Origin of the sequence: Bacillus carboniphilus (assembly GCF_039522365.1) — a bacterium.
Classification (GTDB): Bacteria; Bacillota; Bacilli; order Bacillales; family JC228; genus Bacillus_BF; species Bacillus_BF carboniphilus.
This window is the reverse complement of record NZ_BAAADJ010000023.1, coordinates 47,368-69,020: the sequence shown is the minus strand read 5'-3', so window position 1 is coordinate 69,020 and position 21,653 is coordinate 47,368. Positions and strand designations below refer to the sequence as shown.

Below are 21,653 nucleotides of genomic sequence, written 5' to 3'. Positions count from 1 at the left end.
CAAAATAAAAAACCGCCCTACAAATATGTAGGGACGGATTATCCGCGGTACCACCCAACTTGAAAGCAATTGCTTTCCGCTTAAAAAGTCTTAACGCGACAAACGCCAATCACAAAATGTGATGTTTAGTGCTCCAGATTCGTAATTCATCCTTTTATGTGTACTGATTTGCACCAACCATCAGCTCTCTTCAACAGTGATAAAAGAATTACTGTAAATCCTTCTTCGCATCGATATTTCTTTAGAACATTATTAGCATAGTTTAAACTTCCTTGTCAATCCTCTTTTAATTGTCACCCTTTACGGTACAAAATATGCTATAATGGGAATGATTTTGGGGGGAATAACATGAAGGATAAAAACGCATGGAAAGAACGTCTTCTTTCTATTTACCACATATTAGCTAGTGATAAATCGAAAAAAGGTGCCCGAATTACATACGGTGTAACTTGGAATATCATTTTAATTTTTCTAATTGTAATTGTTTTAGTCTCCGCTTTTGCGGGTGGGGTAGGCGCAGGTTATTTTGCGTCACTTGTAAAGGATGAACCACTCCGTTCCTATGAGAGTATGCGGAAAGACATTTACAATTACGAGGAAACATCAGAAGTATACTTCGCAAACAACGTTTATCTAGGTAAATTGCGCTCAGATATTGACCGAGATGAAGTGTCAATTGACAATGTTTCGCAGTATCTCAAAGACGCTATTATTGCTACAGAGGATGAGTATTTTGAAATTCACCAAGGGGTCGTTCCCAAGGCGATTTTAAGAGCCCTCTACCAGGAATTTGCAAACTCTTCTATGCAATCAGGGGGAAGTACCCTTACTCAACAATTGATAAAAAACCAGATTCTAACGAATGAAGTTTCCTTTGACCGTAAAGCTAAAGAGATTCTTCTTGCTCTACGTTTAGAGAAATTCTTTGATAAAGATCAAATTTTAGAAGCTTATTTAAATGTTTCTCCTTTTGGTAGAAATTCATCTGGTAGAAATATAGCTGGAGTTCAAACAGCTGCACAAGGGATTTTTGGCGTGGATGCTGATAAGTTAACATTACCTCAAGCTGCTTTTATTGCTGGGTTACCTCAAAGTCCATCTGCCTATACACCTTTTCAGAATGATGGGACTTTAAAATCTCCTGAGGGACTAGAGCCTGGATTAAACCGAATGAAAATTGTCTTAACAAGAATGCTTGAGGAAGAAAAGATTACACAAGAAGAGTTTGATAAAGCAATCAATTATGATATTACCCAAGACTTTATTGAGCCTAAACCTAGTCCAATGGAAAACTATCCTTGGCTAACGGTTGAAGTAGAGTTACGTGCTACAGAAATTATTATGGAAATGCTGGCTACTGAAGATGGGTATACAAAAGAAGACCTCGCTTTAGATGACGAATTATATAATAAGTATTATAGCTTGGCTTACAGGAATTTAAGACAAAATGGCTACACGATTCACACAACGATTGAAAAAGATATTTACGACAAGATGCAAGAAGTTGTAAAAGCTTATGAGTACTACGGGAATGATAAGCCTGAAAAACATATTGACCCGAATACAAGTGAAGAAACTGTTGTTATGGAACAAGTAGAAACTGGGGCCATGTTAATAGAAAATAAAACCGGTAAGATCATTAGTTTTGTTGGTGGGCGCGACCATAGCCGTGAACAAACAAATCACGCTACCAATGCTCCGCGTCAAAATGGATCAACGATGAAACCCTTATTGGTATATGCACCAGCATTTGAACTTGGAACACTTCAACCGGCGTCTATCATTCCGGATGTTAAGCTACTTCTTAACGATGGAAGCGGAAAAGAGTGGGAGCCGAAGAACTATAGCAAAGGTTATAATGGGCTAACAACAGCTAGAGTTGCATTAACAAAGTCCTTTAATATACCTGCCGTCAAAGCATATTTAGATATTTTACCGCAACGTCCTGCTGAATTTTTAAACAAAATGGGGGTTACAACCCTTTCAGAGGGAGATTATCATAATCCATCTATGGCACTTGGGGCCATGACATATGGGGTAACGGTTGAGGAAAATGTAAACGCCTATTCCACTTTTGCTAACAATGGTACTTTTATTGATGCCTATATGATTGAGAAAATAGTGAATAAAGATGGAAAGACCATTTATAAACACGAAAGTCAACCAGTAGATGTGTTTAGCCCTCAAACTGCCTACTTAACCATTGACATGATGAGAGATGTAATTACGCAAGGTACAGCAGCATCAGTTCCGGGTCGTTTAAACTTCAAAGCTGATTGGGCAGGAAAAACGGGAACAACGAATGAGACACATGATTCTTGGTTCGTCGCTACAAATCCAAATGTAACGTTTGGAGTCTGGATTGGGTACGATACTCCGAAGACATTAGAGGCAAACTATAAGGGACTTTCTCCTGGTGTCAGAAATAACTATCTGTGGGCAGATTTAATGAACGCCACCTACGAAATTAAACCAGAATTGGTGGCACCACAAGAAAACTTCCAAATGCCAGGTGGAATAGTAAAGAGATCATATTGTGCAGTCTCAGGACTTCTCCCTTCAGAAATCTGTATGGAATCAGGGCTTGTACAAACAGACCTATTTAACGCTAAGTTCGTTCCAACAGAAACAGACAATAGTTTAATTGAAGGTAGATACGTTACAATAGGTGACAAAAAGTATCTAGCTCTCGAGACAACACCTGAAGAGTTTACTCAGGAAGGGCTCCTTTTAAACCCTGAATTTATTGAAAAGATGGGTGGAGAGGAATTGCAGGATCCAAAACAATTGATTCCAGATAAAGAAAACTGGTCAGATATTTTAGTTCCTGATGATGTATTAGAAGAGAATGGTAAAGTTCCAGCTGCTGTAAAAACTACAGCAAAAGATCAAAAAATAAGCTGGGGTGCTAATACTGAAGAAGATATTATTGGATACAGAATTTATCAGCGCATAGATGGCGAAACCGACAGTGTAGTGGGGCATGTACTAGCTGGTGATGAGCTATCGTATGACGTTGGAAATGGTGAATTCTATGTTACTGCTGTTGATATAGCTGGTCAGGAATCATCTCCATCTAACATTCTTCAAGTTGGAAATGTCCAACCAGAAGACCCTGAAACGGAACCGGCAGACGGTGACAATGAACCGACTGATCCACCGGATAACAACGGTGGTAATTCCGGCGAAGGATCTGGAGATGGTGACGAAGATACACCTCCAGATGATGAACGAGATCCAATTGATGAAATATTGAATCCATAGTAAAAAAGTCCACTTATGGTGTAATGAACCAGAAGTGGACTTTTTTCTTGCTGTTCAGATGGAAAAATCTGTTTTACCAGAAGTTGATTTTCTCTTTTCGGAACTCCTATTTTCCTTTTCAGAAGTTAGCTCATTCTTTTCAGAATTCAACACCTCTTTTTCAGAACTCAGCACCTCTTTTCAGAACTCAGCATCTCTTTTTCAGAACTCAATACCTCTTTTTCAGAACTCAATACCACTACCCTCAGAACGCAGGACACTAAACTATTCAACCAAAAAAAGCCGCCTCAAAAAATGAGACAGCCCTTCCATTTAATCTTCCATTGTAGATAAATCACCAGTAGGTAAATCAAGCTCCCACGCTTTCAAGACACGACGCATAATCTTACCACTTCTAGTCTTTGGAAGCTTATCTTTAAACTCAATTTCACGAGGTGCAGCATGTGCAGCTAGCCCCTTCTTCACATGAAGACGAATTTCTTCCTTTAGTTCATCTGTTGGCTCATACCCTTCACGAAGGGCTACGAATGCTTTAATGATTTCCCCTCTAACTGGGTCTGGCTTCCCAATGACACCAGCTTCAGCAATGGCAGGATGTTCCACTAGCTTACTTTCCACTTCAAATGGACCTACTCTTTCTCCAGATGTCATAATGACATCATCCACACGGCCTTGGAACCAGAAGTAGCCATCCTCATCCATGTAAGCAGAATCACCCGATACATACCATTTATCCGCTAAGAAATAAGATTCATATTTCGCTGGATTGTTCCAGATCGTACTCATCATGGATGGCCAACCTTTTTCAATTGCTAGGTTACCCATTCGGAATGGTGGTAGTTCATTCCCTTGATCATCCACAATAGCTGCTTTTACACCGGGGATCGGTTTACCCATTGAGCCTGGACGAATTTCCATGCAAGGATAGTTACAAATTAGTTGAGCACCCGTTTCTGTCATCCACCACGTATCATGAATACGCAATTGGAATACCTTCATACCCCAGCGAACAACTTCAGGGTTAAGTGGTTCCCCTACACTTAAAATATGACGTAAAGAACTTAGGTCAAATTGTTGAACAACATCGTTACCAGCACCCATTAACATTCTAAACGCTGTTGGTGCACTGTACCACACGGTTACACCAAAATTTTGAATGGTTTCATACCACGCTTCTGGACTGAATCGTCCACCTACGATAACATTTGATGTTCCTGTAAGCCACGGGCCAAAGATACCATAGGAAGTTCCTGTTACCCAACCTGGGTCTGCTGTACACCAATAAACATCCTCTTCTTGGAGGTCCAGAACCCACTTAGCTGTTTGATAGTGCTGGATCATTGCATTATGGACATGTAAAACCCCTTTAGGCTTTCCTGTTGATCCAGATGTATAGTGTAGGATTAGACCATCATTTCGATCTACCCATTCAATTGTTAAATCCTTGCTTGCTTTCCCTAACTTATCAAGGAAATCTACATATTTGTCATCTTCCTTCACATCTGTTCCAACTAGGAAGATAGTTTTTAATTCAGGTAATTCTTCAACGGGGACTCTTTCCAGTAGCTCAGGTGTAGTGACTAGAACTTTCGCTCCACTATCTTCTAGACGGTCTCTAACGGCACCTTCCATAAATGCTTCAAATAATGGACCCACAATAGCCCCAAGCTTAATAGCACCTAATACCGAGAAATATAATTCAGGAGAACGTGGCATGAAAATGAAAACTCGATCACCTTTTGTTACATCCCCATAAGCTTTCAATGCATTTGCCGCTTGATTGGACAAATCTTTCATTTCTTTAAATGTATATTTTTCATTTCGTTTCGGGTCTTTATAATAAAGAGCCACTTTATTTTTTCTGAAGGATTCAGCATGTCGGTCAATCGCTTCATAAGCTAAATTCACTTTTCCCGTTTCATGCCAAGTAAAGGCTTTTTCAGCTTCTTTCCAATCAAATTTCTCTACTGTAGTTTCATAGTTATCTAGATTGTTATTCCCCTTAATGACTGGCAGCGCTTCCACTTTCAAATCATTTCTCCTCCTTCATTCATTCCGAATCTATTATTATTATAATATAAAGTATGATTGTTCTCAATTTTTTAAATTCTTTTTCTATGGGGCTTATTATTTTTAGTAAAACAATGATAAAATACTTTGTAAACGCTTTATTTTTTTCGTTATCATAAAAGTAACGATATAAACTAATAGGCTAGCCAACTAGGTGGTGAAGGAATGAATCATCAAAAGACGTTTAATGCAATGGAACTTAAAACACGGAATGGAACTCTTCTAATTGAAGGGCCCATTTCTGCAGATAAACTAGCATCCTATGAGTTTCATGAGGATTTAACATCGTTTAGACCCTCGAATCAGCAACATAAAGCACTCATTGAAATCGCTGCACTTCCTGAAGGTCGAATTATTATAGCAAGAAAAGAACATGTCATTGTTGGATACGTAACTTACTTGTACCCGGACCCACTTGAACGGTGGTCAGAAGGAAATATGGAAAATTTAATTGAATTAGGAGCCATTGAAGTCATTCCTGAGTTTCGTGGTGCCTCTGTTGGTAAAAACCTCCTCAAAGTATCCATGATGGATGATGCCATGGAAGATTATATTATTATAACGACTGAGTATTACTGGCACTGGGATTTAAAAGGAACAGGATTAAATGTTTGGGAATATCGAAAAGTCATGGAAAAAATGATGAATGCTGGTGGGTTAGAGTGGTATGCAACTGACGATCCCGAGATTAGTTCTCATCCAGCGAACTGTCTTATGGCACGTATCGGAAAAAGAGTGGATGTTGACTCCATTCAAAGATTTGATCAACTCAGATTTAAGAATCGTTTTATGTATTAAATTCTACTTATGGGGTGAATAAAATGATTGTTGAAGAAGTAATGCGTCGAGAGGTTTGGACACTTTCTCCGGAAGATTTGATACATGATGCTATCGAGTTGATGAACGCAAAGACCATCAGACATATCCCTATTATTGATTCCAATAGGCATGTAGTTGGAATCATTAGTGACCGGGATATTAGAGGTGCTCTTTCAATTGATTCTATAAACAGTCGTACACGTCATACATCTATTCAAGAAATGATGACAGAGGATGTAATTACAGCTCACCCATTAGATTTTGTGGAGGAAGTAGCTAGTCTTTTCTACGAGAATAGAATTAGTTGTATTCCTATCGTTTCAGATGAGAAACTGGTTGGAATTGTAACAGAAACAGATATACTGTATACCTTTTTGCAATTAACCGGTGCACTTCAACCAGGTTCAAAAATTGAGGTGAAAGTCCCTCATCGATCAGGAATGTTAGCTAAAGTTACAGCGATCATTAGTGAGCATAACGTTAATATTCAAAGCGTATTAGTAAATCCTTATCAACAGAACGAATCTTATAAGATATTAGTCTTTCGAGTACAAACCATGAACCCTACAGCAATTGTACAAACTCTTAAAGATAGAGGGTTTGATGTTCTATTACCGTACACCTGGGAGCTGCAAAATGAGTAAAGATTCTCTTTTTATTTTTTCAGACGATTTACTACAATACGCATTTGGGAATAACCACCCCTTTAATCAATTTCGATTAACGTTAACCATAGATCTATTAAAAGAAATTCAAGCTCTTGATACTGCAGATATCCGAAAACCTCGTAAAGCAACGGATGAGGAGATTGCTTATATCCATACACCTTCCTATATAGAAGCCGTTAAACTGGCAAGTATCGGTCAATTAGAAGCATCCAGAGCTGAAGAGTTTGGGCTTGGAACCGATGATACTCCCATGTTTCCAAATATGCATGATGCAAGTGCTTTTATTGTCGGTGGAGCTCTTTCGGCAGTAGATGCTGTCATGAGTGGGGACTATAAACACGCCATCCACTTAGGTGGTGGTTTACACCACGGTTTTAGAGGGAAGGCATCTGGTTTTTGTGTGTATAACGATAGCTCAGTTGCGATTGCCTATCTCTTAAAGAAATATAATGCTCGCGTATTATACGTGGATACAGATGCTCATCATGGAGACGGAGTACAATGGTCTTTTTACGATGAGCCAAATGTTTGCACCTTGTCTATACATGAAACAGGGAGATATTTATTCCCTGGTACTGGAGAAGTTCATGAGCGTGGCCAAGGTAAAGGCTATGGGACTTCATTTAATATCCCAGTTGATGCTTTTACAGAAGACGAATCATGGCTCGATATGTATGAAAAATCACTTACAGAAGTGGCCGAGTTTTTTAAGCCAGATATTATCATTACTCAAAATGGAGTAGATGCCCACTTCCACGATCCCCTTACCCATTTATGTGGAACCATGAATATTTACAAACGTATTCCTCAGCTCGCCAAGAAAGTAGCCGAACAGTATTGTAATGGTAGATGGATTGCAGTAGGTGGCGGTGGATATGACATATGGCGAGTCGTACCAAGAGCGTGGTCGTTAATCTGGTTGACCATGACAGATCAATTGGACAAAATCCATTCTGATCGGCTTCCCAAGAGCTGGGTTGAGAAATGGCAGGACAAATCTCCTGTTACATTGCCTAGTACATGGATGGATCCACCAGGTTCGTATACACCCATTCCAAGAAAAGCAGAAATCACTGAAAAAAATAAGCGAACATTGGAAAAAGCACTCTATCCCATTCGATCTAATTATGAGGAAAGAGAATCTGTTTAAAAATATAGCCGTAGATGCATGGATCTACGGCTAACTATTACTTAGTTGATTGACGTTTTTCAATTCTATGTGGCAAAATAACCGTTTGCTCATCTACTTGCTCATTGTTCATTAGCTTCGTTAATAACCGCATTGCTACTGCCCCAATATCGTATAGGGGCTGCACCACTGTGGTCAACTGTGGCCGAACCATTTGGGATAAACGAGTATTATCCGAACTAATAACCTCGAGTTCTTCTGGAACTTTGATTCCTTTATCTCTTGCTCCATGGATGACACCTAAAGCCATTTCATCAGCACCTACAAAAATGGCAGTTGGAGGATTGGATGAATCCATTAGCCTTTCAATAGCCTCTAATCCAGAATCGTATGCGTAGTCTCCCTCAATCACATAGTCCTCATTGTAATCAATCCCAGCATCTTTTAAAGCATTTTTATATCCTACTAGTTTTTTCTCTGCGTTAATAGGTTCTCTTAATGGACCTACTAAGAATGCAATCTTTTTATGTCCACTCTCAATAAAACTGTTCACGGCATCATATGTAGCTAACTCATAATCGATATTAACGGATGGGATTTTGCCTTGCTCCTCAATAGAACCTGCCAAAACAATTGGAACAGAAGATAATTCAAACTCTCTCACGTGTTCCTCAGTAACATGTCCACTCATAAAAACGATCCCATCAACCTGTTTCCCTAACATGGTTTGAAGAAGATGTACTTCTTTATCGGGATTTTGATCCGAGTTACTTAAGAGGATATTATACTTATACATTGTCGCAATATCTTCAATTCCTCTTGCAAGCTCTGCAAAGAAGATACTGGAGATATCCGGGATAATTACACCCACAGTTGTTGTTTTTTTACTAGCTAGACCACGTGCAACTGCATTTGGTCTATAGCCAAGCCGCTCAATTACTTCTAATACTTTTTTTCGGGTCGTTGGTTTTACATTTGGATTACCATTTACTACCCTAGAAACGGTAGCCATTGAAACATTCGCTTCTCTAGCTACGTCATAAATCGTTACATTCATTTCACTCAACTCCTTGCACCGTTGCTTCTATTTTTTGTTATTCAATGATTATTCATCCATTTATCTTCTCTATATCATACGACAGGAATTTACAAGCCGCAACGATTCATATGATATTTCAACAAAACGTAACTATTTATTATTCAACTCTTTATATTTCGCTGATTTCACTTCGCTAATATCACATACTTTGTTGCATTTGGACACTAGTTGGTAAGTTTAAATTGAGTTCGTTGATTTCCGTTGCAGGTGCTTGCTTTCCGCGGGCGGTCCGGGAGCCTCCTCGTCGCTATCGCTCCTGCGGGGTCTCCCTTGTCCCTTCTTCCCACTTTCCACTGCTTCCATGTATTTCTTCAGGGCAGTGGAAATGAGTCAAGCACCTTCCACTCCAATCAACTGCAGTTAAACTATGAGTGCAAATATCAGCAATCTTTACTAGATAGCATTAACTAAAACTTTCCTAAAAAAAGGAGCCTCAACTGAGACCCCTTTCAATACTTAAACTTTTTGCAAATGTAGAGTTTTTTCAATCTCTTCCATAAATGCGTCAAATTGATTGAAATCCATTTGTTGTGCGGAATCAGATAGTGCCACTGCTGGATCTGGGTGAACCTCAGCCATCACACCGTCAGCACCAATTGCTAAGGCTGCTTTAGCTGTCGGTAACAATAAATCTCTTCTACCAGTTGAGTGTGTGACATCTACAAAAACAGGTAGATGAGTTTCTTGTTTTAGAATTGGTACTGCTGAGATATCTAATGTATTTCGAGTAGCTTTCTCATACGTACGAATCCCTCTTTCACAAAGAATAATATTACCATTTCCTTGTGCCATAATGTATTCAGCTGCATTTACGAATTCATCTAAAGTAGCGGATAAACCTCGCTTGAGTAGAACGGGCTTATCAACTTGACCAGCTGCCTTTAATAATTCAAAGTTTTGCATATTACGTGCACCAATTTGAATCACATCGATGTAGTCTAATGCCTTTTCAACATCATTTGGGTTTACGATTTCACTAATAACAGCTAAATCAAATTCATCTGCCACTCTTTTTAAAATTTTCAGACCATCAAAGCCCAACCCTTGAAAATCGTAGGGAGATGTTCTAGGTTTAAAAGCCCCACCACGCAATAGCTTCAAGCCTTTTGCTTTTACGGTTCTTGCCACTTCTGCGACTTGTTCATACGACTCTACAGCGCAAGGGCCAAAAATAAAGGCAGGTGTTCCATTCCCGATTTGTTCTCCTTTAATTTGGACGATTGTATCCTCAGGCTTTTTCTTTCTTGATACTAGTAAAGCCTTCCGATGATCATCTTCTTGAAGTTCAAGATTTGCTTTAAAAATTTCTTTAAAGATATGTTGAATCGTTAATGGTTCAAAAGGGCCATCATGATGCTGTAATAATTCATCTAGCATGGCTCTTTCACGTACAGGATCGTATCGATTTACACCCTGTGTTTCTTTGACCTTTCCAATTTCTTGGGCAATTCTCCCACGCTGATTAATAAGTTTAAGTAATTGAAGATTTATTTCACTTACCTGGTCTCTAAGTTCTTCTAACTCTCTATTGCTCATCTCTTACGTCTCCTCCTACCCTAGTAGTATCAATTATTAAAGTTAGGCTCATTATAAGGGATGGAAATCGAAATGTCACGAAAAAAATCTTTAATAATTAAACGCTTTTAAGCACTAAAGTATAATAAAGCATTATATGATAGGGCTTGAAGCCTGTTACAAAAAATTTTTTATTTTAACAAATCCTTTAGTTGAGTTGACGTAATATCCCAATGCGACATATGACCCTTTACCTTTCCATTCTCAAAGAAAAGGGCTTGTGGGGATTCATGTTTTACTTCATATTCTTGGGCAATAGAATTAGACAAGTCTCTTGATGTCTGGACAACAAGATACATAATGGGGACACTAACTCCTGTGTTTTCATATTTTTCAACTTCTACATAAGCTTGATGACTAATCGGGCATGTAGAGCTATGCTTTAGTAATAGGAATCTGTTCTCTTTTTGTAAATAGTTCTTAAATTCTTCTGATGTTTTTATTTCGTTCATTATAGCTTCTCCTTTTCACTTTCTATTATCTTAGCCAGCATAACTGGAAACCATGTAACTTATCAAATGGTTTTCCCTAAGTCGTTCCATTAGAAAACGATGATCTCAGGGAAGACCATCGTTTATGTTTATGCTTTATAATTTCCCTCTACTTCTTCAAAGGCTTTTTTTGTTTCTTCGAGCTTTTGTTCCATCTCTTCGTTTGAGTTAGAAACAGCCACTTCAGCTTCCGCATCTTCTTCAGCCACTTCTTCATTTCGCATAGACTTCATTTTATTTTTTAGTTCGTTCGATTGAAGTTGGATCATTTGAGACCATTCATTCGTTTTCTCTTTAGCTGTATTAGCAAATTCATTACCTTTTTGGACAGCAGTATCTCTAAGGTTTCCAGTTCGCTCTTTTAAGATTATAGCTTGTTCACTCAAATCACCGCGAAGCTCTTTCCCTGATTTAGGTGCCATAAACAGCGCTGTAGCAGCCCCGACAATTCCCCCTACTAATGCTCCGATAATAAAGTCTTTTGCATTGATATTTGATTCTTGATTTTGGTTTTGATCGTTTTGATTTTGTGCCATGATTGGTTCCTCCTTTATTTTATGCGCGGTCATACACACGCTGTTTCCCTGAATTTTCTTGTTTCGGTTCAGAGTTTTCATTAGATTGTTTTCCTTTTCTCTGATCCCAACGTTGTTTTAGCTCCAAAAAGACATTACTCCACTGAACAACCTGTGAGATTTTATCTTGATTCGTTTCCACCTGATGAATAACTTTGTCAGATATTCCATCAATGGAACGATTGAAGCGCTGAATGGAAGTTCCTACGTCTTTAACGGCAACGACTACACTATTTAGATTTTCCGATTTATGCTGAATATCCTCTGCTAAAGCATTGGTTTTCTTTAAAAGTTCTGTTGTTTCAGATGTAACTCCTCTCATTTGCCCCTCTAACCCATCCAGGGTATGAGCAACACTATCTAAAGTCTTCTGTAAGGACTTTAGGGTCTTAACTACATATATAACTAAAATAAAAAACGCAACCGCAATTAACGCAATGCTCAAATATAAAATAATTTCCATTTAAAGTAATACCTCCAAATTTATGTACATTCTTCTATTTCCCTTATTGTATGACAAAAAAACACTTTTTTAAAATAATTCTCATTAAAATGTAAAATTCCTGCTTTGGATTTCATCTTTCGCGGTTTTGATAAGACTTTTTCGTGAATATATTTGTTTTTTGCAATCAAAGTTCAACTGCAGTTGATTGGAGTGGAAGGTGCTTGACTCATTTCCACTGCCCTGAAGAAATACATGGAAGCAGTGGAAAGTGGGAGGAAGGGACAAGGAAGACCCCGCAGGAGCGATAGGGGAACGAAGGCTAAGAACGCCACGTCCTGTAGCAACGCCTTCGTAACCAACATCCTGTTGGCCAGAGGAGGCTCCCGGACCGCCCGCTCTAGCTGCGCACCTGCAACGGAAATCAACGTCCTTAGTTATAGAATCATCCTTTTATGTTAAACCATTATTAGGTAAAATAAAGTGATACATAACAATCAATTATCAATAATGGAGGGATTCACTTGAAAGATCCTAGAATTGAACAACTTGCAAAGAACCTGATTAACTACTCCGTTCAATTACAAAAGGGAGAAAAAGTCTTAATTGAAAACTTTGGCCTTCAACGCGAACTTGTTGTCGCATTAGTAAAAGAAGCTTATGCTGCTGGGGGCTTCCCATTCGTATCCTTAAAAGACAGACAAGTTGACCGAGCTCTTTTAATGGGTGCAACGGAAGAACATTTTGAAAAGGTAGCTGAATTTGAAGCTAATGTGATGAAAGAAATGGATGCCTATATTGGCCTCCGTTCAGGTAACAATATTAACGAACTAGCAGACGTACCAGCAGACCGTATGAAGGTCGAAGGAAATACTGTCGGTAAAAAAGTACATAGAGAAATCCGCGTACCTAAAACAAAATGGGTTGTTCTTCGTTACCCTACTGAATCAATGGCCCAATTAGCAAAAATGAGTACTGAAAGCTTCGAAGAATTCTATTTTAATGTTTGTAATCTAGACTACAGCAAAATGGATAAGGCTATGGATTCATTGGTTGAGTTAATGAACCGCACAGATAAAGTTCGAATCACTGGACCTGGTACAGATTTAAGCTTCTCAATTAAAGACATTCCAGCCATTAAATGTGCAGGTCGTTTAAACATTCCTGATGGTGAAGTGTATTCTGCTCCTGTAAGAGATTCTGTTAACGGGACGATCACATACAATACACCTTCCCCATATCAAGGTTTTACCTTTGAAAATGTACAGCTAACATTTAAAGATGGAAAAATTGTTGAAGCCACTTCAAATGACAGTGAACGAATTAACAAAATCTTTGATACCGATGAAGGGGCTCGCTATGTAGGAGAATTTGCGATTGGAGTTAATCCATATATTTTACATCCAATGCAGGATATCCTATTTGATGAAAAAATCGACGGAAGCTTCCACTTTACGCCGGGTCAATGTTATGACAATGCTTATAACGGAAATCACTCGAACATTCACTGGGATATGGTTAATATTCAAAGACCCGATTACGGCGGTGGAGAAATCTACTTTGATGATGTGTTAGTTAGAAAAGATGGACGTTTTGTTTTACCTGAACTAGAAGTATTGAATCCTGAGAACTTAAAATAGTATTTTAGGTAATAGCTAATGGGACAATATATGATTATATTGTCCTGTTTTTCTTAACGACGACAGACCAATTCAAACTTCTAAACATAATAAAAAGCCCCGAACAAATAGTCCAGGACTTTCCTTATTATGCTTGATCTTTCAAATATTCTTCATATGAAGCCTGAAACTTTTGGATATCTCCTGCTCCCATGAAAATGACAACGCTATTTGGATGTCCATTTAGCTCTGAAGGATCTTCTTCATTTAAGATGGTAGCACCATCAATTTTCTTTTTCAAATCATCAATGGAAAGTTTCCCATGATGTTCGCGTGCAGATCCAAAGATATCGCATAAATATACCTGGTCCGCTTCATTTAAACTAGTAGCAAAATCATCTAAGAATGTTTGCGTTCTTGTGAAAGTATGCGGTTGGAACACGGTAACAATCTTTTTATCAGGATATTTTTGTCTAGCAGCTTGAATGGTAGCCTTTATTTCTGTCGGATGATGAGCATAGTCATCAATTAAAATTTGGCTACCAATCTGTTTTTCTGTAAAGCGACGCTTAACACCTTCGAAGGTTGTTAATCTTTCTTTTACGCGTTCAACATCTAATTCTTCATAGTGACAAAGTGCAATCACTGATAAAGCGTTTAAGACATTATGATCTCCATAGGTTGGAATGGAGAATCTAGAATAGAACTCATTCCTGACGAAAACATCAAATGAAGTCCCATTCGTTGATTTCTCAATATTTCTTGCTTGAAAATCATTTCCTTCGTCAAAACCGTAAAACATAACAGGAACTTTTGCCTGGATTTTTTGAAGCTGTTCATCATCTCCGCAAGCAATAATTCCTTTTTTAACTTGCCATGCCATTTCCTGAAAGGCAGCAAAAACATCATCGATATTGGCAAAATAATCAGGATGATCAAAGTCAATATTTGTCATAATGGCATAGTCAGGAAAATACGAAAGGAAGTGTCTTCGATATTCACATGCCTCAAAGACAAAGTACTGAGCGTTTTCATCACCGGAACCCGTACCATCTCCAATAAGGTACGTCGTAGGTTTAATTCCTTTCATAACATGGGCTAATAATCCCGTTGTTGATGTCTTTCCATGTGCTCCTGTTACGGCCACACTCGTAAACCGTGACATAAAATCACCTAAAAATCGATGATAACGTACGATCGGGAGTCCTAATTTCATGGCTTCTTGAATTTCTTCATGTGAATCAGGATAAGCATTCCCTGCAATTATCGTCATACCAGGTTGAATATTTTCTTTGTCAAAAGGGAGTATGGTAATTCCTGACCTCTCCAAAGCTTGCTGAGTAAAAAAGCGCTTTTCCACATCAGATCCTTGAACCTTTAAATTAATATCATGTAAAATCTGGGCAAGCGCACTCATACCAGAGCCCTTTATACCAACAAAGTGATAAAGAGTCATAAATTGAAACCTCCAACAATCGTCTATCTTAAACACAGTATATGAAAAATTATCTCATGTGCGAATTTATCCATAATATGAAACATTATATCATGTTTTATTTCGTCCTTGAAAATATAAGTACATCTTTAATTTAGTTCCACTTTTTCTAATCTAGGATTCGGACGGTATCTTCTACCTGCTTTAGCTTGATGTTTGCCATTTAAAATGACATTATCACCTGTAAAGCCTATATTTATTTTCAACAAACTACCTCCGACTCCATACATATCTACAGGTGCATGCTTTGTTTCAAACTCTTTAATCCGCTTTTCATCAAACCCACCACTTACTAGTATTTTTACGTGATGGAATCCTTCTTCATCTAATGCCTTCCGTAGAGCAAAGACTAGTTCTGGATTAACCCCACGCGGGTCAAAAGAACCTAATAAATGTTGATTACGTAGGAAGTATTGGTCAATCATGGTTCTAGAAGTATCTAATCGAACTGTCATTAAATCTTGACCAAACTCTCTGGCTACCTTAAGTGCATCTGTAATGACGTCGTTATTATAATCAACTAATGCTGCTAGCTCATCCTCGGGGAATGTTTCTTGATAAGCACGACATGCCGCGACAAGATCTCCATTAAAAAGTTGAATGAGCGCATGTGGCATTGTCCCCATGCCCTTTTTTCCCCACCATTCACTCATAGCATGAGTTGCTTGTGCAGTTGAACCACCTATATAGGCAGAATATCCATCACCAGCTTGTTGCGTGAAATGATCGTCACGGTCTCCCATAAAAATAACTGGCTTTTGTTTTCCAGAAATTCCAGCAGCTTTCACTACATTATATACATTCGTAGCAACTGAAGTCCTTCGGGCTAATATCCCATCAATAATACCTTCTAAAATTCCAAAGTTTTGATATGGCCCAGTTATCGTTAGTACAGTTTCAAAGGGCTTTATCTTATCTCCGTCCTTTAACGAGTATATCTCTAATTCGTGTGGATTTTTAGCAAAGGTTTGAATAAGGGCAAGAACCTCATCTGTTCCACAGAGTACAGCATCGTTTTTCTGGAAGAATTGCATTGTCACAATATTATCTGATCGATACTTTTGAACAAGTTCCTTCGTCTTTAAGAAATATACAGCGGAAAACCAGCCATCCTTAATCCGCTCATCAAATTTAAACGTCTTATTTGTTAATCTGCTAATCTTACCTTGTAACTTTAGTTCGATTTCCTTCATCACAAAGCTCCTTATGTATATCCATAACTATTCATAGTATATGCCAAAAAAATGAGAATAGTGGTCCTCATTTTTTGAGGACCCGTTATTAGAAATAGAGTTTAATTAGCTTATGTTTAAAATCTCCGATGCTAAAATTTTATACTTTCTATACATACAAGTAAAGCATTGAAAATGTTTACTCTGACTGATAAGATGATAAGCCCTCTTCAGAAATCAAAACATCTCTTGGTTTGGTTCCCTTTGCCTCAGAAACTATTCCTTGGTTTTCTAACATTTCAATCAATCTAGCAGCCCGGTTATAGCCAATTCGGAACCTCCTCTGAAGTAAAGAAGTTGATGCATTCCCCTGCTCAACGACAAATTGGCAAGCTTCCATGAATAATTCATCTTCTTCATCAGCTATTTGAGCCTTTTGCAGAAGCTCTTCCTGATGAAATAAGTAATCAGGTTCTTGTTGGAAGGAAACATGTTCCACCACTGCATCTATCTCTACATCCGAGACAAATGTGCCTTGTAAACGGACAGGCTTCGAAGCACCATTTTCCAAGAACAACATATCTCCTTTTCCTAATAAGCGTTCTGCTCCAGATGTATCAATTATAGTTCTCGAATCAACCTGGGAAGAAACGGAGAACGCAATTCTAGTTGGTACGTTGGCCTTGATAAGACCTGTAATGACATCTACAGATGGTCTTTGTGTTGCAATAATTAAATGAATGCCACAAGCCCTAGCCTTTTGAGCAATTCTACAAATAGCATCCTCCACATCTCCTGGTGCTACCATCATAAGATCTGCAAGCTCATCAATGATAATCACAACATAAGGTAAATGATTATCAGGATATAATGTATTATATCTTTCTATATCTCTTACACCTGTTTTCGCAAATTCATCATACCTTGATTCCATTTCCTGTACAGCCCATTTTAATGAAGTAGTAGCCGCTTTAACATCCGTGATAACTGGGGCAACAAGATGTGGGATACCATTATAAGGTGTTAACTCTACCATCTTCGGATCTATAAGTAGAAGCTTTACTTGGTCTGGGTGTGCCTTATACATGAGGCTGACCAATATTGAATTTATACATACACTTTTCCCTGACCCCGTTGCACCTGCTATTAATCCGTGAGGCATCTTTTTAAGGTCAGTCATAATTGGCTCACCAGATATATCTAACCCTAACGCAACGGTAAGGGGGGATTGGCTCTCTTGAAATTTCGGATGTTCTGTTAACTCTCTTAGATGTACGGGACGAGCCTTTTGATTGGGTATTTCAATCCCGATGGTGTGCTTCCCAGGAATCGGAGCTTCCATCCGTATATCTTTGGCAGCTAAGCTTAATTTTAAGTCATCCATTAAATTTGTAATCTTATTTACCTTAACTCCTGGCTCAGGCTGAACTTCAAATCGTGTAACAGATGGTCCTTGAGAATAGGCTACAACATTAGCCTTAACATGAAAGTGTTTTAACGTCTGATCTAAGATATTAGCTTGATTTTCAATCCACTCCCCTTGTTCGGCTTCCTCTGCAGGTGGAGTTAGTAAATGTTGGCTAGGAAAATAATAATCATCTTCAACCATAGATTCACTTGGTTGGATTTCTTTTTCTACTTTTACCTTTTCATCAACTTTAGGATTTTCCAATGTTACTTTTGGCTCTTCTTTTACATGGTGTTGTTTCATTTCCCATTTCTTTTTGTCTTGTTTTAACATAAGAACATTAAATGGTAAATGTGGTCGAGTGGATTCTGTTTTTGGCTGACTCGTCTCTACAGCTAAATCTTCTTGTCCACCGGTTGTTTCTTCTTGTACTTTTTCTTCTAGAATAGGAAGTTGTTCTTCCTCTATATCGATAGCTAACCCTGATTCTGGTTCAATAGATTCCTCTATACCGTTATGCTCATCTAAAATAAATTTGGATTCACTTTCATCTAAGTATGGCTCTTCATGCATCAAAGGGGCCGTGTCTTCTTCATCTGAAAAGTCTAGGTCATTCTCCAGATAGGATAGCTCTGACTCCCTTTTTGGCTCATCCTCAACTAAGTGAACAGACTCTACTAGTTTTTCTTCCACTTTATCCTCGATTACATCTTCTATTACTGGAGTGGATTCGTCCTTCTCAATTATGTTCTCTTCTCCAAGAATCTCTGTAAAGAATCCTTTTTCATATGTATCCTCAGGCTGACTTTCAATTGGCTTCCTTGGTGTAAAATCACGAATATCGTAATCTACTGAACTCTTTTTATACTCTCTTTCCCTAAAACCGTATATAGGGGAAGGAATTTCTGTTGGAGAAAATGGCTTCTTGGGACCCTTTTTAACTTCTTTGACCTTTTTTATTTCCAGCTCTACTTTGGCTGTTTCTACTTGTTCAGGTTGTATACTCTTATTACGTCTTCGGTCCTCAATCCGACTCTCACGTCTCTCCGATGCTCGTTTTCTCTTTACATCTTCATCTGGAATCAAAGGAAATCGAAATTGACCTTTTGGATATTGATAGGTAATTCTGGCTTCGACTTCTTTCCCTCTTCCTTGTTCATGAGAAGAGGGCAGGCTACTAACTCTTTTCATTTCTTCTGTAACGGGGCGTTCCTCTTCATTATTTTTCAGTTTCTTTATCCATTTATTAAAGAAATTCATGTAATAAGCCTCACTTTTCCATTTGTTAAAACTCGGATGTCAATTTCTTTTCATAGGTAGAAAAAACTCGACAATCTAAAGGTCGAGTTTTCTTTTATTATAGCTTATTTTGTTTGGAAAAGGGTTGTTCAAATTTAGATTCATTCAAAAGAACTAAATTAAAAATTAGTTTCTGATTAAGACTTTTGATCATCTGAGTTCCGCTTGTTTTTTCCAAGAATAAAAATGGGCTCAAGTTCTCCATCTTGGTAAAGAAACGATAAGGCTGTTATGGGGACATACCCATTTGTAAAGAAACTCATAGTCATTTGGGCTAAAATATCATAACCCGTTTCATTTTGGATGTCTCCTATAATTAGAACGTCTTGATGGGGCACTGAAACGGTCATGGTTCCACTTATCTTTTCAGACATTTGACGAAGGAAGACGTCATTCAAAATTCGACTTGCATCATACCCATCATTTGAATTCACAAAGTAAAAGGTATTCCCTGCAACAATATCTTTTTTCATGCTTGTTTCCAGAGAACGAACATTAAACTTAGCCATTTCGCGAATGGCCGGTTCACTCACATTATTACGTTCTAGCCACTTGTGATCAATCAATCGATAGCTCTTTCCTAAATCCAGAGCATAGTACACCCTCGTTTCTGCTGTATGGTCATCATAAAGTAATTTGATGCCATCATCAGATTCGGTTGGAAACGAAGTAGAACGAATAACAGGGTATATGTGACTGTTCTCTGAAGCCAGTGTGTGCTCTTTCCCCATAACCGATAGAGCTTCATTCACATAATAAACAATGTCATCGATGGCTTTGTCTTTTAACTCATTCCATTTATTCACAACGGACGGAATGGATACTGTGATTCCTTTACCGGTTGCATTATTTTCAATACGCAGTGTGTCTTGTTCACGATCAAATTTTATAGTCCGGTCTTCCGCATTCAATCGCTCTTCAAGAGATTTCCGCATTTTTGTCGTATTCATTTTCATCCTAATCACCTCTTTGGTCTTTACATATTGTACTGAATATTAAGCTCATAGTCCAAAAATCGAAACAAAAAAAACGATAACTGCTAAGTTACCGTTTTTCGTGGCTTTAATCTAATGTCGATGAAATTTGCGTTAGAAACGCCTCAATTTCTTCTTGGGTTTTCCGATCTTTACTTACAAAACGGCCCACTTCATTCCCATTATGGAAAGCAACGAAGCTAGGAATTCCGTAGATTTCCCATTCAGCACATAAGTCGATAAATTGGTCACGGTCCACATATACAAAAGTCATATCCGAAAACTTTTCTTCAACTTCAGGCATGAATGGATCGATAAAGCGACAATCTGGACACCAATCTGCTGAAAAGAGGAATATATGGGTACCACTATTTAAAAAGTCATGAAGCTCTTCCTGCGCTTGCAGTTTTTTCATTCCGTTCTCCTCCAATATTGATATATAAGTCATTAGGTCGAATCCAACCTTTTTTCCGCATCCAAACAGATAATACCAAAGTTAGAACCGCAGGACCAATAATATGAAGGAAAAGTACTTTCCAAAATACAGATAAGCTAAACCCCATTGTAGTAAACGTCATAATTTGTCCAACCAAACCACTCGTACCCATTCCAGCACCAGCTGCATTATTTTCCATAATAAAAAGGGTCGTACCTAAAGGTGCAAGCAAAGCTCCAGCAATTGTAGGTGGTATTAAGATTCGTGGATTTCTAATGATATTAGGAACCTGTAGCATGGAAGTTCCTAGTCCTTGTGCGAATAACCCACCTACCTTATTTTCTTTATAGCTCATGACAGCAAATCCAATCATTTGAGCACTACACCCAATGGTTGCTGCTCCTGCTGCAACTCCACTTAAATCTAGCATAAAAGCAATCGCAGCACTTGAGATTGGTGCTGTTAATGCAAGACCCATTAGTACAGCGACAACAATCCCCATAAAAATAGGACGCAGTTCAGTAGCTGCTTCAATTTGGCTACCAAAAAACTTCATAAAGTTAGAGATACCTGGTCCTACGAACTTAGCAGTTAAAAAACCAGCAACAAGTGCTACAAAGGGTGTAACGATAATATCAACCTTCGTAGTTTTACTAACAAGTTTTCCAAATTCAGAGGTGAATAAGGCAGCAATATAACTTCCAGCTGGGCCACCAAGTACTGCCCCAAACCCCCCTGTTGCAGCAGCCGCAAAAATAACTAATGGTGGTGCATTCAAACCGTAAGCAATAGCAACACCAATCGCTGCACCCATGATTTTTGGATCCATGGCAAACGAACCAAGTTCAATAAAAAATTCACTAATGCTTACAAATCCGGGGATATTGGCGATTTGTTCTCCTACTGTTTTAATAATAAGTCCAATGATTAAAGAACTGAATAACCCTAATGCCATAAAACTTAAAGCATCAATTAAATATGTCTTAACAGAAACATGAATCCCTTTTTTCTCTAAATAACTTTTCAAACATTCCCCAACCTTTCTCTCTATAAGTTGACTCAGGAGCATATGGTTTATTCCATCCATCCTTTTATATAAACCTATTATGTCAGGTGTC

Annotated in this window: 17 protein-coding genes and 1 other annotated feature; of the genes, 5 read left to right on the top strand and 12 right to left on the bottom strand. The window is 38.3% G+C overall.

All coding sequences use genetic code 11. The features are described from left to right. Positions 1-26: 26 nt before the first annotated feature. Positions 27-235, bottom strand: a binding site (T-box leader). Positions 236-348: 113 nt separating this feature from the next. Beyond that, entirely contained in the window at positions 349-3,264 is a 2,916-nt protein-coding gene (locus ABDZ91_RS12505; protein ID WP_343799456.1) for a transglycosylase domain-containing protein, read from the top strand. A 312-nt stretch (positions 3,265-3,576) separates the two neighbouring features. Here ABDZ91_RS12505 and acsA read toward each other — a convergent pair whose 3' ends face one another. Continuing rightward, positions 3,577-5,295 (bottom strand): acetate--CoA ligase, encoded by a 1,719-nt coding sequence (gene acsA, locus ABDZ91_RS12500; RefSeq protein ID WP_343799454.1) that lies wholly within the window; start codon positions 5,293-5,295, stop codon positions 3,577-3,579. Positions 5,296-5,499: 204 nt separating this feature from the next. Between acsA and ABDZ91_RS12495 the strand changes: the two genes are divergently transcribed. The 3 genes from ABDZ91_RS12495 to ABDZ91_RS12485 are packed head-to-tail and all read left to right on the top strand — an operon-like array spanning position 5,500 to position 7,971. Next, entirely contained in the window at positions 5,500-6,132 is a 633-nt protein-coding gene (locus ABDZ91_RS12495; RefSeq protein ID WP_343799452.1) for a GNAT family N-acetyltransferase, read from the top strand. 23 nt (positions 6,133-6,155) lie between these two features. Beyond that, positions 6,156-6,797: an acetoin utilization AcuB family protein gene (locus ABDZ91_RS12490; protein WP_343799450.1), complete on the top strand. Its 642-nt coding sequence runs from the start codon at positions 6,156-6,158 to the stop codon at positions 6,795-6,797. Then, the gene (locus ABDZ91_RS12485; RefSeq protein ID WP_343799448.1) at positions 6,790-7,971 is read left to right on the top strand and encodes an acetoin utilization protein AcuC; all 1,182 of its coding nucleotides are present in this window, start codon (positions 6,790-6,792) and stop codon (positions 7,969-7,971) included. Before ABDZ91_RS12490 ends, ABDZ91_RS12485 begins: the two co-directional genes overlap by 8 nt. Positions 7,972-8,008: 37 nt before the next feature. On the opposite strand, the gene ccpA is transcribed toward ABDZ91_RS12485, so the two are convergent. The 5 genes from ccpA to ABDZ91_RS12460 all read right to left on the bottom strand — a co-directional run bounded on the left by ccpA (position 8,009) and on the right by ABDZ91_RS12460 (position 12,153). Continuing rightward, a complete protein-coding gene (gene ccpA / locus ABDZ91_RS12480; RefSeq protein WP_343799446.1) occupies positions 8,009-9,007 on the bottom strand; it encodes a catabolite control protein A in 999 nt (332 codons plus the stop codon). 498 nt (positions 9,008-9,505) lie between these two features. After that, complete coding sequence (locus ABDZ91_RS12475) at positions 9,506-10,585, bottom strand: bifunctional 3-deoxy-7-phosphoheptulonate synthase/chorismate mutase (RefSeq protein ID WP_343799444.1); 1,080 nt, start codon at positions 10,583-10,585, stop codon at positions 9,506-9,508. A gap of 170 nt (positions 10,586-10,755) precedes the next feature. Next, a complete protein-coding gene (gene ytxJ, locus ABDZ91_RS12470; protein ID WP_343799442.1) occupies positions 10,756-11,076 on the bottom strand; it encodes a bacillithiol system redox-active protein YtxJ in 321 nt (106 codons plus the stop codon). A 128-nt stretch (positions 11,077-11,204) separates the two neighbouring features. After that, complete coding sequence (locus ABDZ91_RS12465; protein WP_343799440.1) at positions 11,205-11,651, bottom strand: YtxH domain-containing protein; 447 nt, start codon at positions 11,649-11,651, stop codon at positions 11,205-11,207. 19 nt (positions 11,652-11,670) lie between these two features. Next, the gene (locus tag ABDZ91_RS12460; RefSeq protein WP_343799438.1) at positions 11,671-12,153 is read right to left on the bottom strand and encodes a DUF948 domain-containing protein; all 483 of its coding nucleotides are present in this window, start codon (positions 12,151-12,153) and stop codon (positions 11,671-11,673) included. A 503-nt stretch (positions 12,154-12,656) separates the two neighbouring features. Between ABDZ91_RS12460 and ABDZ91_RS12455 the strand changes: the two genes are divergently transcribed. Next, positions 12,657-13,772: an aminopeptidase gene (locus ABDZ91_RS12455; protein WP_343799436.1), complete on the top strand. Its 1,116-nt coding sequence runs from the start codon at positions 12,657-12,659 to the stop codon at positions 13,770-13,772. 127 nt (positions 13,773-13,899) lie between these two features. On the opposite strand, the gene murC is transcribed toward ABDZ91_RS12455, so the two are convergent. The 6 genes from murC to ABDZ91_RS12425 all read right to left on the bottom strand — a co-directional run bounded on the left by murC (position 13,900) and on the right by ABDZ91_RS12425 (position 21,562). Beyond that, positions 13,900-15,207, bottom strand: coding sequence for a UDP-N-acetylmuramate--L-alanine ligase (gene murC, locus ABDZ91_RS12450; RefSeq protein WP_343799434.1), 1,308 nt, complete (start codon positions 15,205-15,207; stop codon positions 13,900-13,902). Positions 15,208-15,335: 128 nt separating this feature from the next. Next, on the bottom strand, positions 15,336-16,439 hold the full coding sequence (locus ABDZ91_RS12445) for a nicotinate phosphoribosyltransferase (RefSeq protein ID WP_343799432.1): 1,104 nt from the start codon (positions 16,437-16,439) through the stop codon (positions 15,336-15,338). 178 nt (positions 16,440-16,617) lie between these two features. Further along, positions 16,618-19,086 (bottom strand): DNA translocase FtsK, encoded by a 2,469-nt coding sequence (locus tag ABDZ91_RS12440; protein ID WP_343799430.1) that lies wholly within the window; start codon positions 19,084-19,086, stop codon positions 16,618-16,620. Positions 19,087-19,262: 176 nt separating this feature from the next. Then, complete coding sequence (locus ABDZ91_RS12435) at positions 19,263-20,075, bottom strand: DUF1444 domain-containing protein (RefSeq protein WP_343799808.1); 813 nt, start codon at positions 20,073-20,075, stop codon at positions 19,263-19,265. A gap of 112 nt (positions 20,076-20,187) precedes the next feature. Further along, positions 20,188-20,514, bottom strand: coding sequence for a thioredoxin family protein (locus ABDZ91_RS12430; RefSeq protein WP_343799429.1), 327 nt, complete (start codon positions 20,512-20,514; stop codon positions 20,188-20,190). Next, positions 20,480-21,562 carry a PTS sugar transporter subunit IIC gene (locus ABDZ91_RS12425; protein WP_343799427.1) on the bottom strand — a complete coding sequence of 361 codons (1,083 nt, stop codon included), beginning with the start codon at positions 21,560-21,562 and terminating at the stop codon, positions 20,480-20,482. Before ABDZ91_RS12425 ends, ABDZ91_RS12430 begins: the two co-directional genes overlap by 35 nt. Between the last annotated feature and the right edge of the window lie 91 nt (positions 21,563-21,653).

What these genes read in the sequence shown, in the direction of transcription:
- ABDZ91_RS12485 (WP_343799448.1), top strand. Translation starts at nt 6,790, where the DNA reads ATGAGTAAAGATTCTCTTTTTATTTTTTCAGACGATTTACTACAATAC.
- ccpA (WP_343799446.1), bottom strand. Translation starts at nt 9,007, where the DNA reads ATGAATGTAACGATTTATGACGTAGCTAGAGAAGCGAATGTTTCAATG.
- ABDZ91_RS12495 (WP_343799452.1), top strand. Translation starts at nt 5,500, where the DNA reads ATGAATCATCAAAAGACGTTTAATGCAATGGAACTTAAAACACGGAAT.
- ABDZ91_RS12435 (WP_343799808.1), bottom strand. Translation starts at nt 20,075, where the DNA reads ATGAATACGACAAAAATGCGGAAATCTCTTGAAGAGCGATTGAATGCG.
- ABDZ91_RS12475 (WP_343799444.1), bottom strand. Translation starts at nt 10,585, where the DNA reads ATGAGCAATAGAGAGTTAGAAGAACTTAGAGACCAGGTAAGTGAAATA.
- ABDZ91_RS12430 (WP_343799429.1), bottom strand. Translation starts at nt 20,514, where the DNA reads ATGAAAAAACTGCAAGCGCAGGAAGAGCTTCATGACTTTTTAAATAGT.
- ABDZ91_RS12445 (WP_343799432.1), bottom strand. Translation starts at nt 16,439, where the DNA reads ATGAAGGAAATCGAACTAAAGTTACAAGGTAAGATTAGCAGATTAACA.
- ABDZ91_RS12465 (WP_343799440.1), bottom strand. Translation starts at nt 11,651, where the DNA reads ATGGCACAAAATCAAAACGATCAAAACCAAAATCAAGAATCAAATATC.
- ABDZ91_RS12440 (WP_343799430.1), bottom strand. Translation starts at nt 19,086, where the DNA reads ATGAATTTCTTTAATAAATGGATAAAGAAACTGAAAAATAATGAAGAG.
- ytxJ (WP_343799442.1), bottom strand. Translation starts at nt 11,076, where the DNA reads ATGAACGAAATAAAAACATCAGAAGAATTTAAGAACTATTTACAAAAA.
- murC (WP_343799434.1), bottom strand. Translation starts at nt 15,207, where the DNA reads ATGACTCTTTATCACTTTGTTGGTATAAAGGGCTCTGGTATGAGTGCG.
- ABDZ91_RS12460 (WP_343799438.1), bottom strand. Translation starts at nt 12,153, where the DNA reads ATGGAAATTATTTTATATTTGAGCATTGCGTTAATTGCGGTTGCGTTT.
- ABDZ91_RS12505 (WP_343799456.1), top strand. Translation starts at nt 349, where the DNA reads ATGAAGGATAAAAACGCATGGAAAGAACGTCTTCTTTCTATTTACCAC.
- ABDZ91_RS12490 (WP_343799450.1), top strand. Translation starts at nt 6,156, where the DNA reads ATGATTGTTGAAGAAGTAATGCGTCGAGAGGTTTGGACACTTTCTCCG.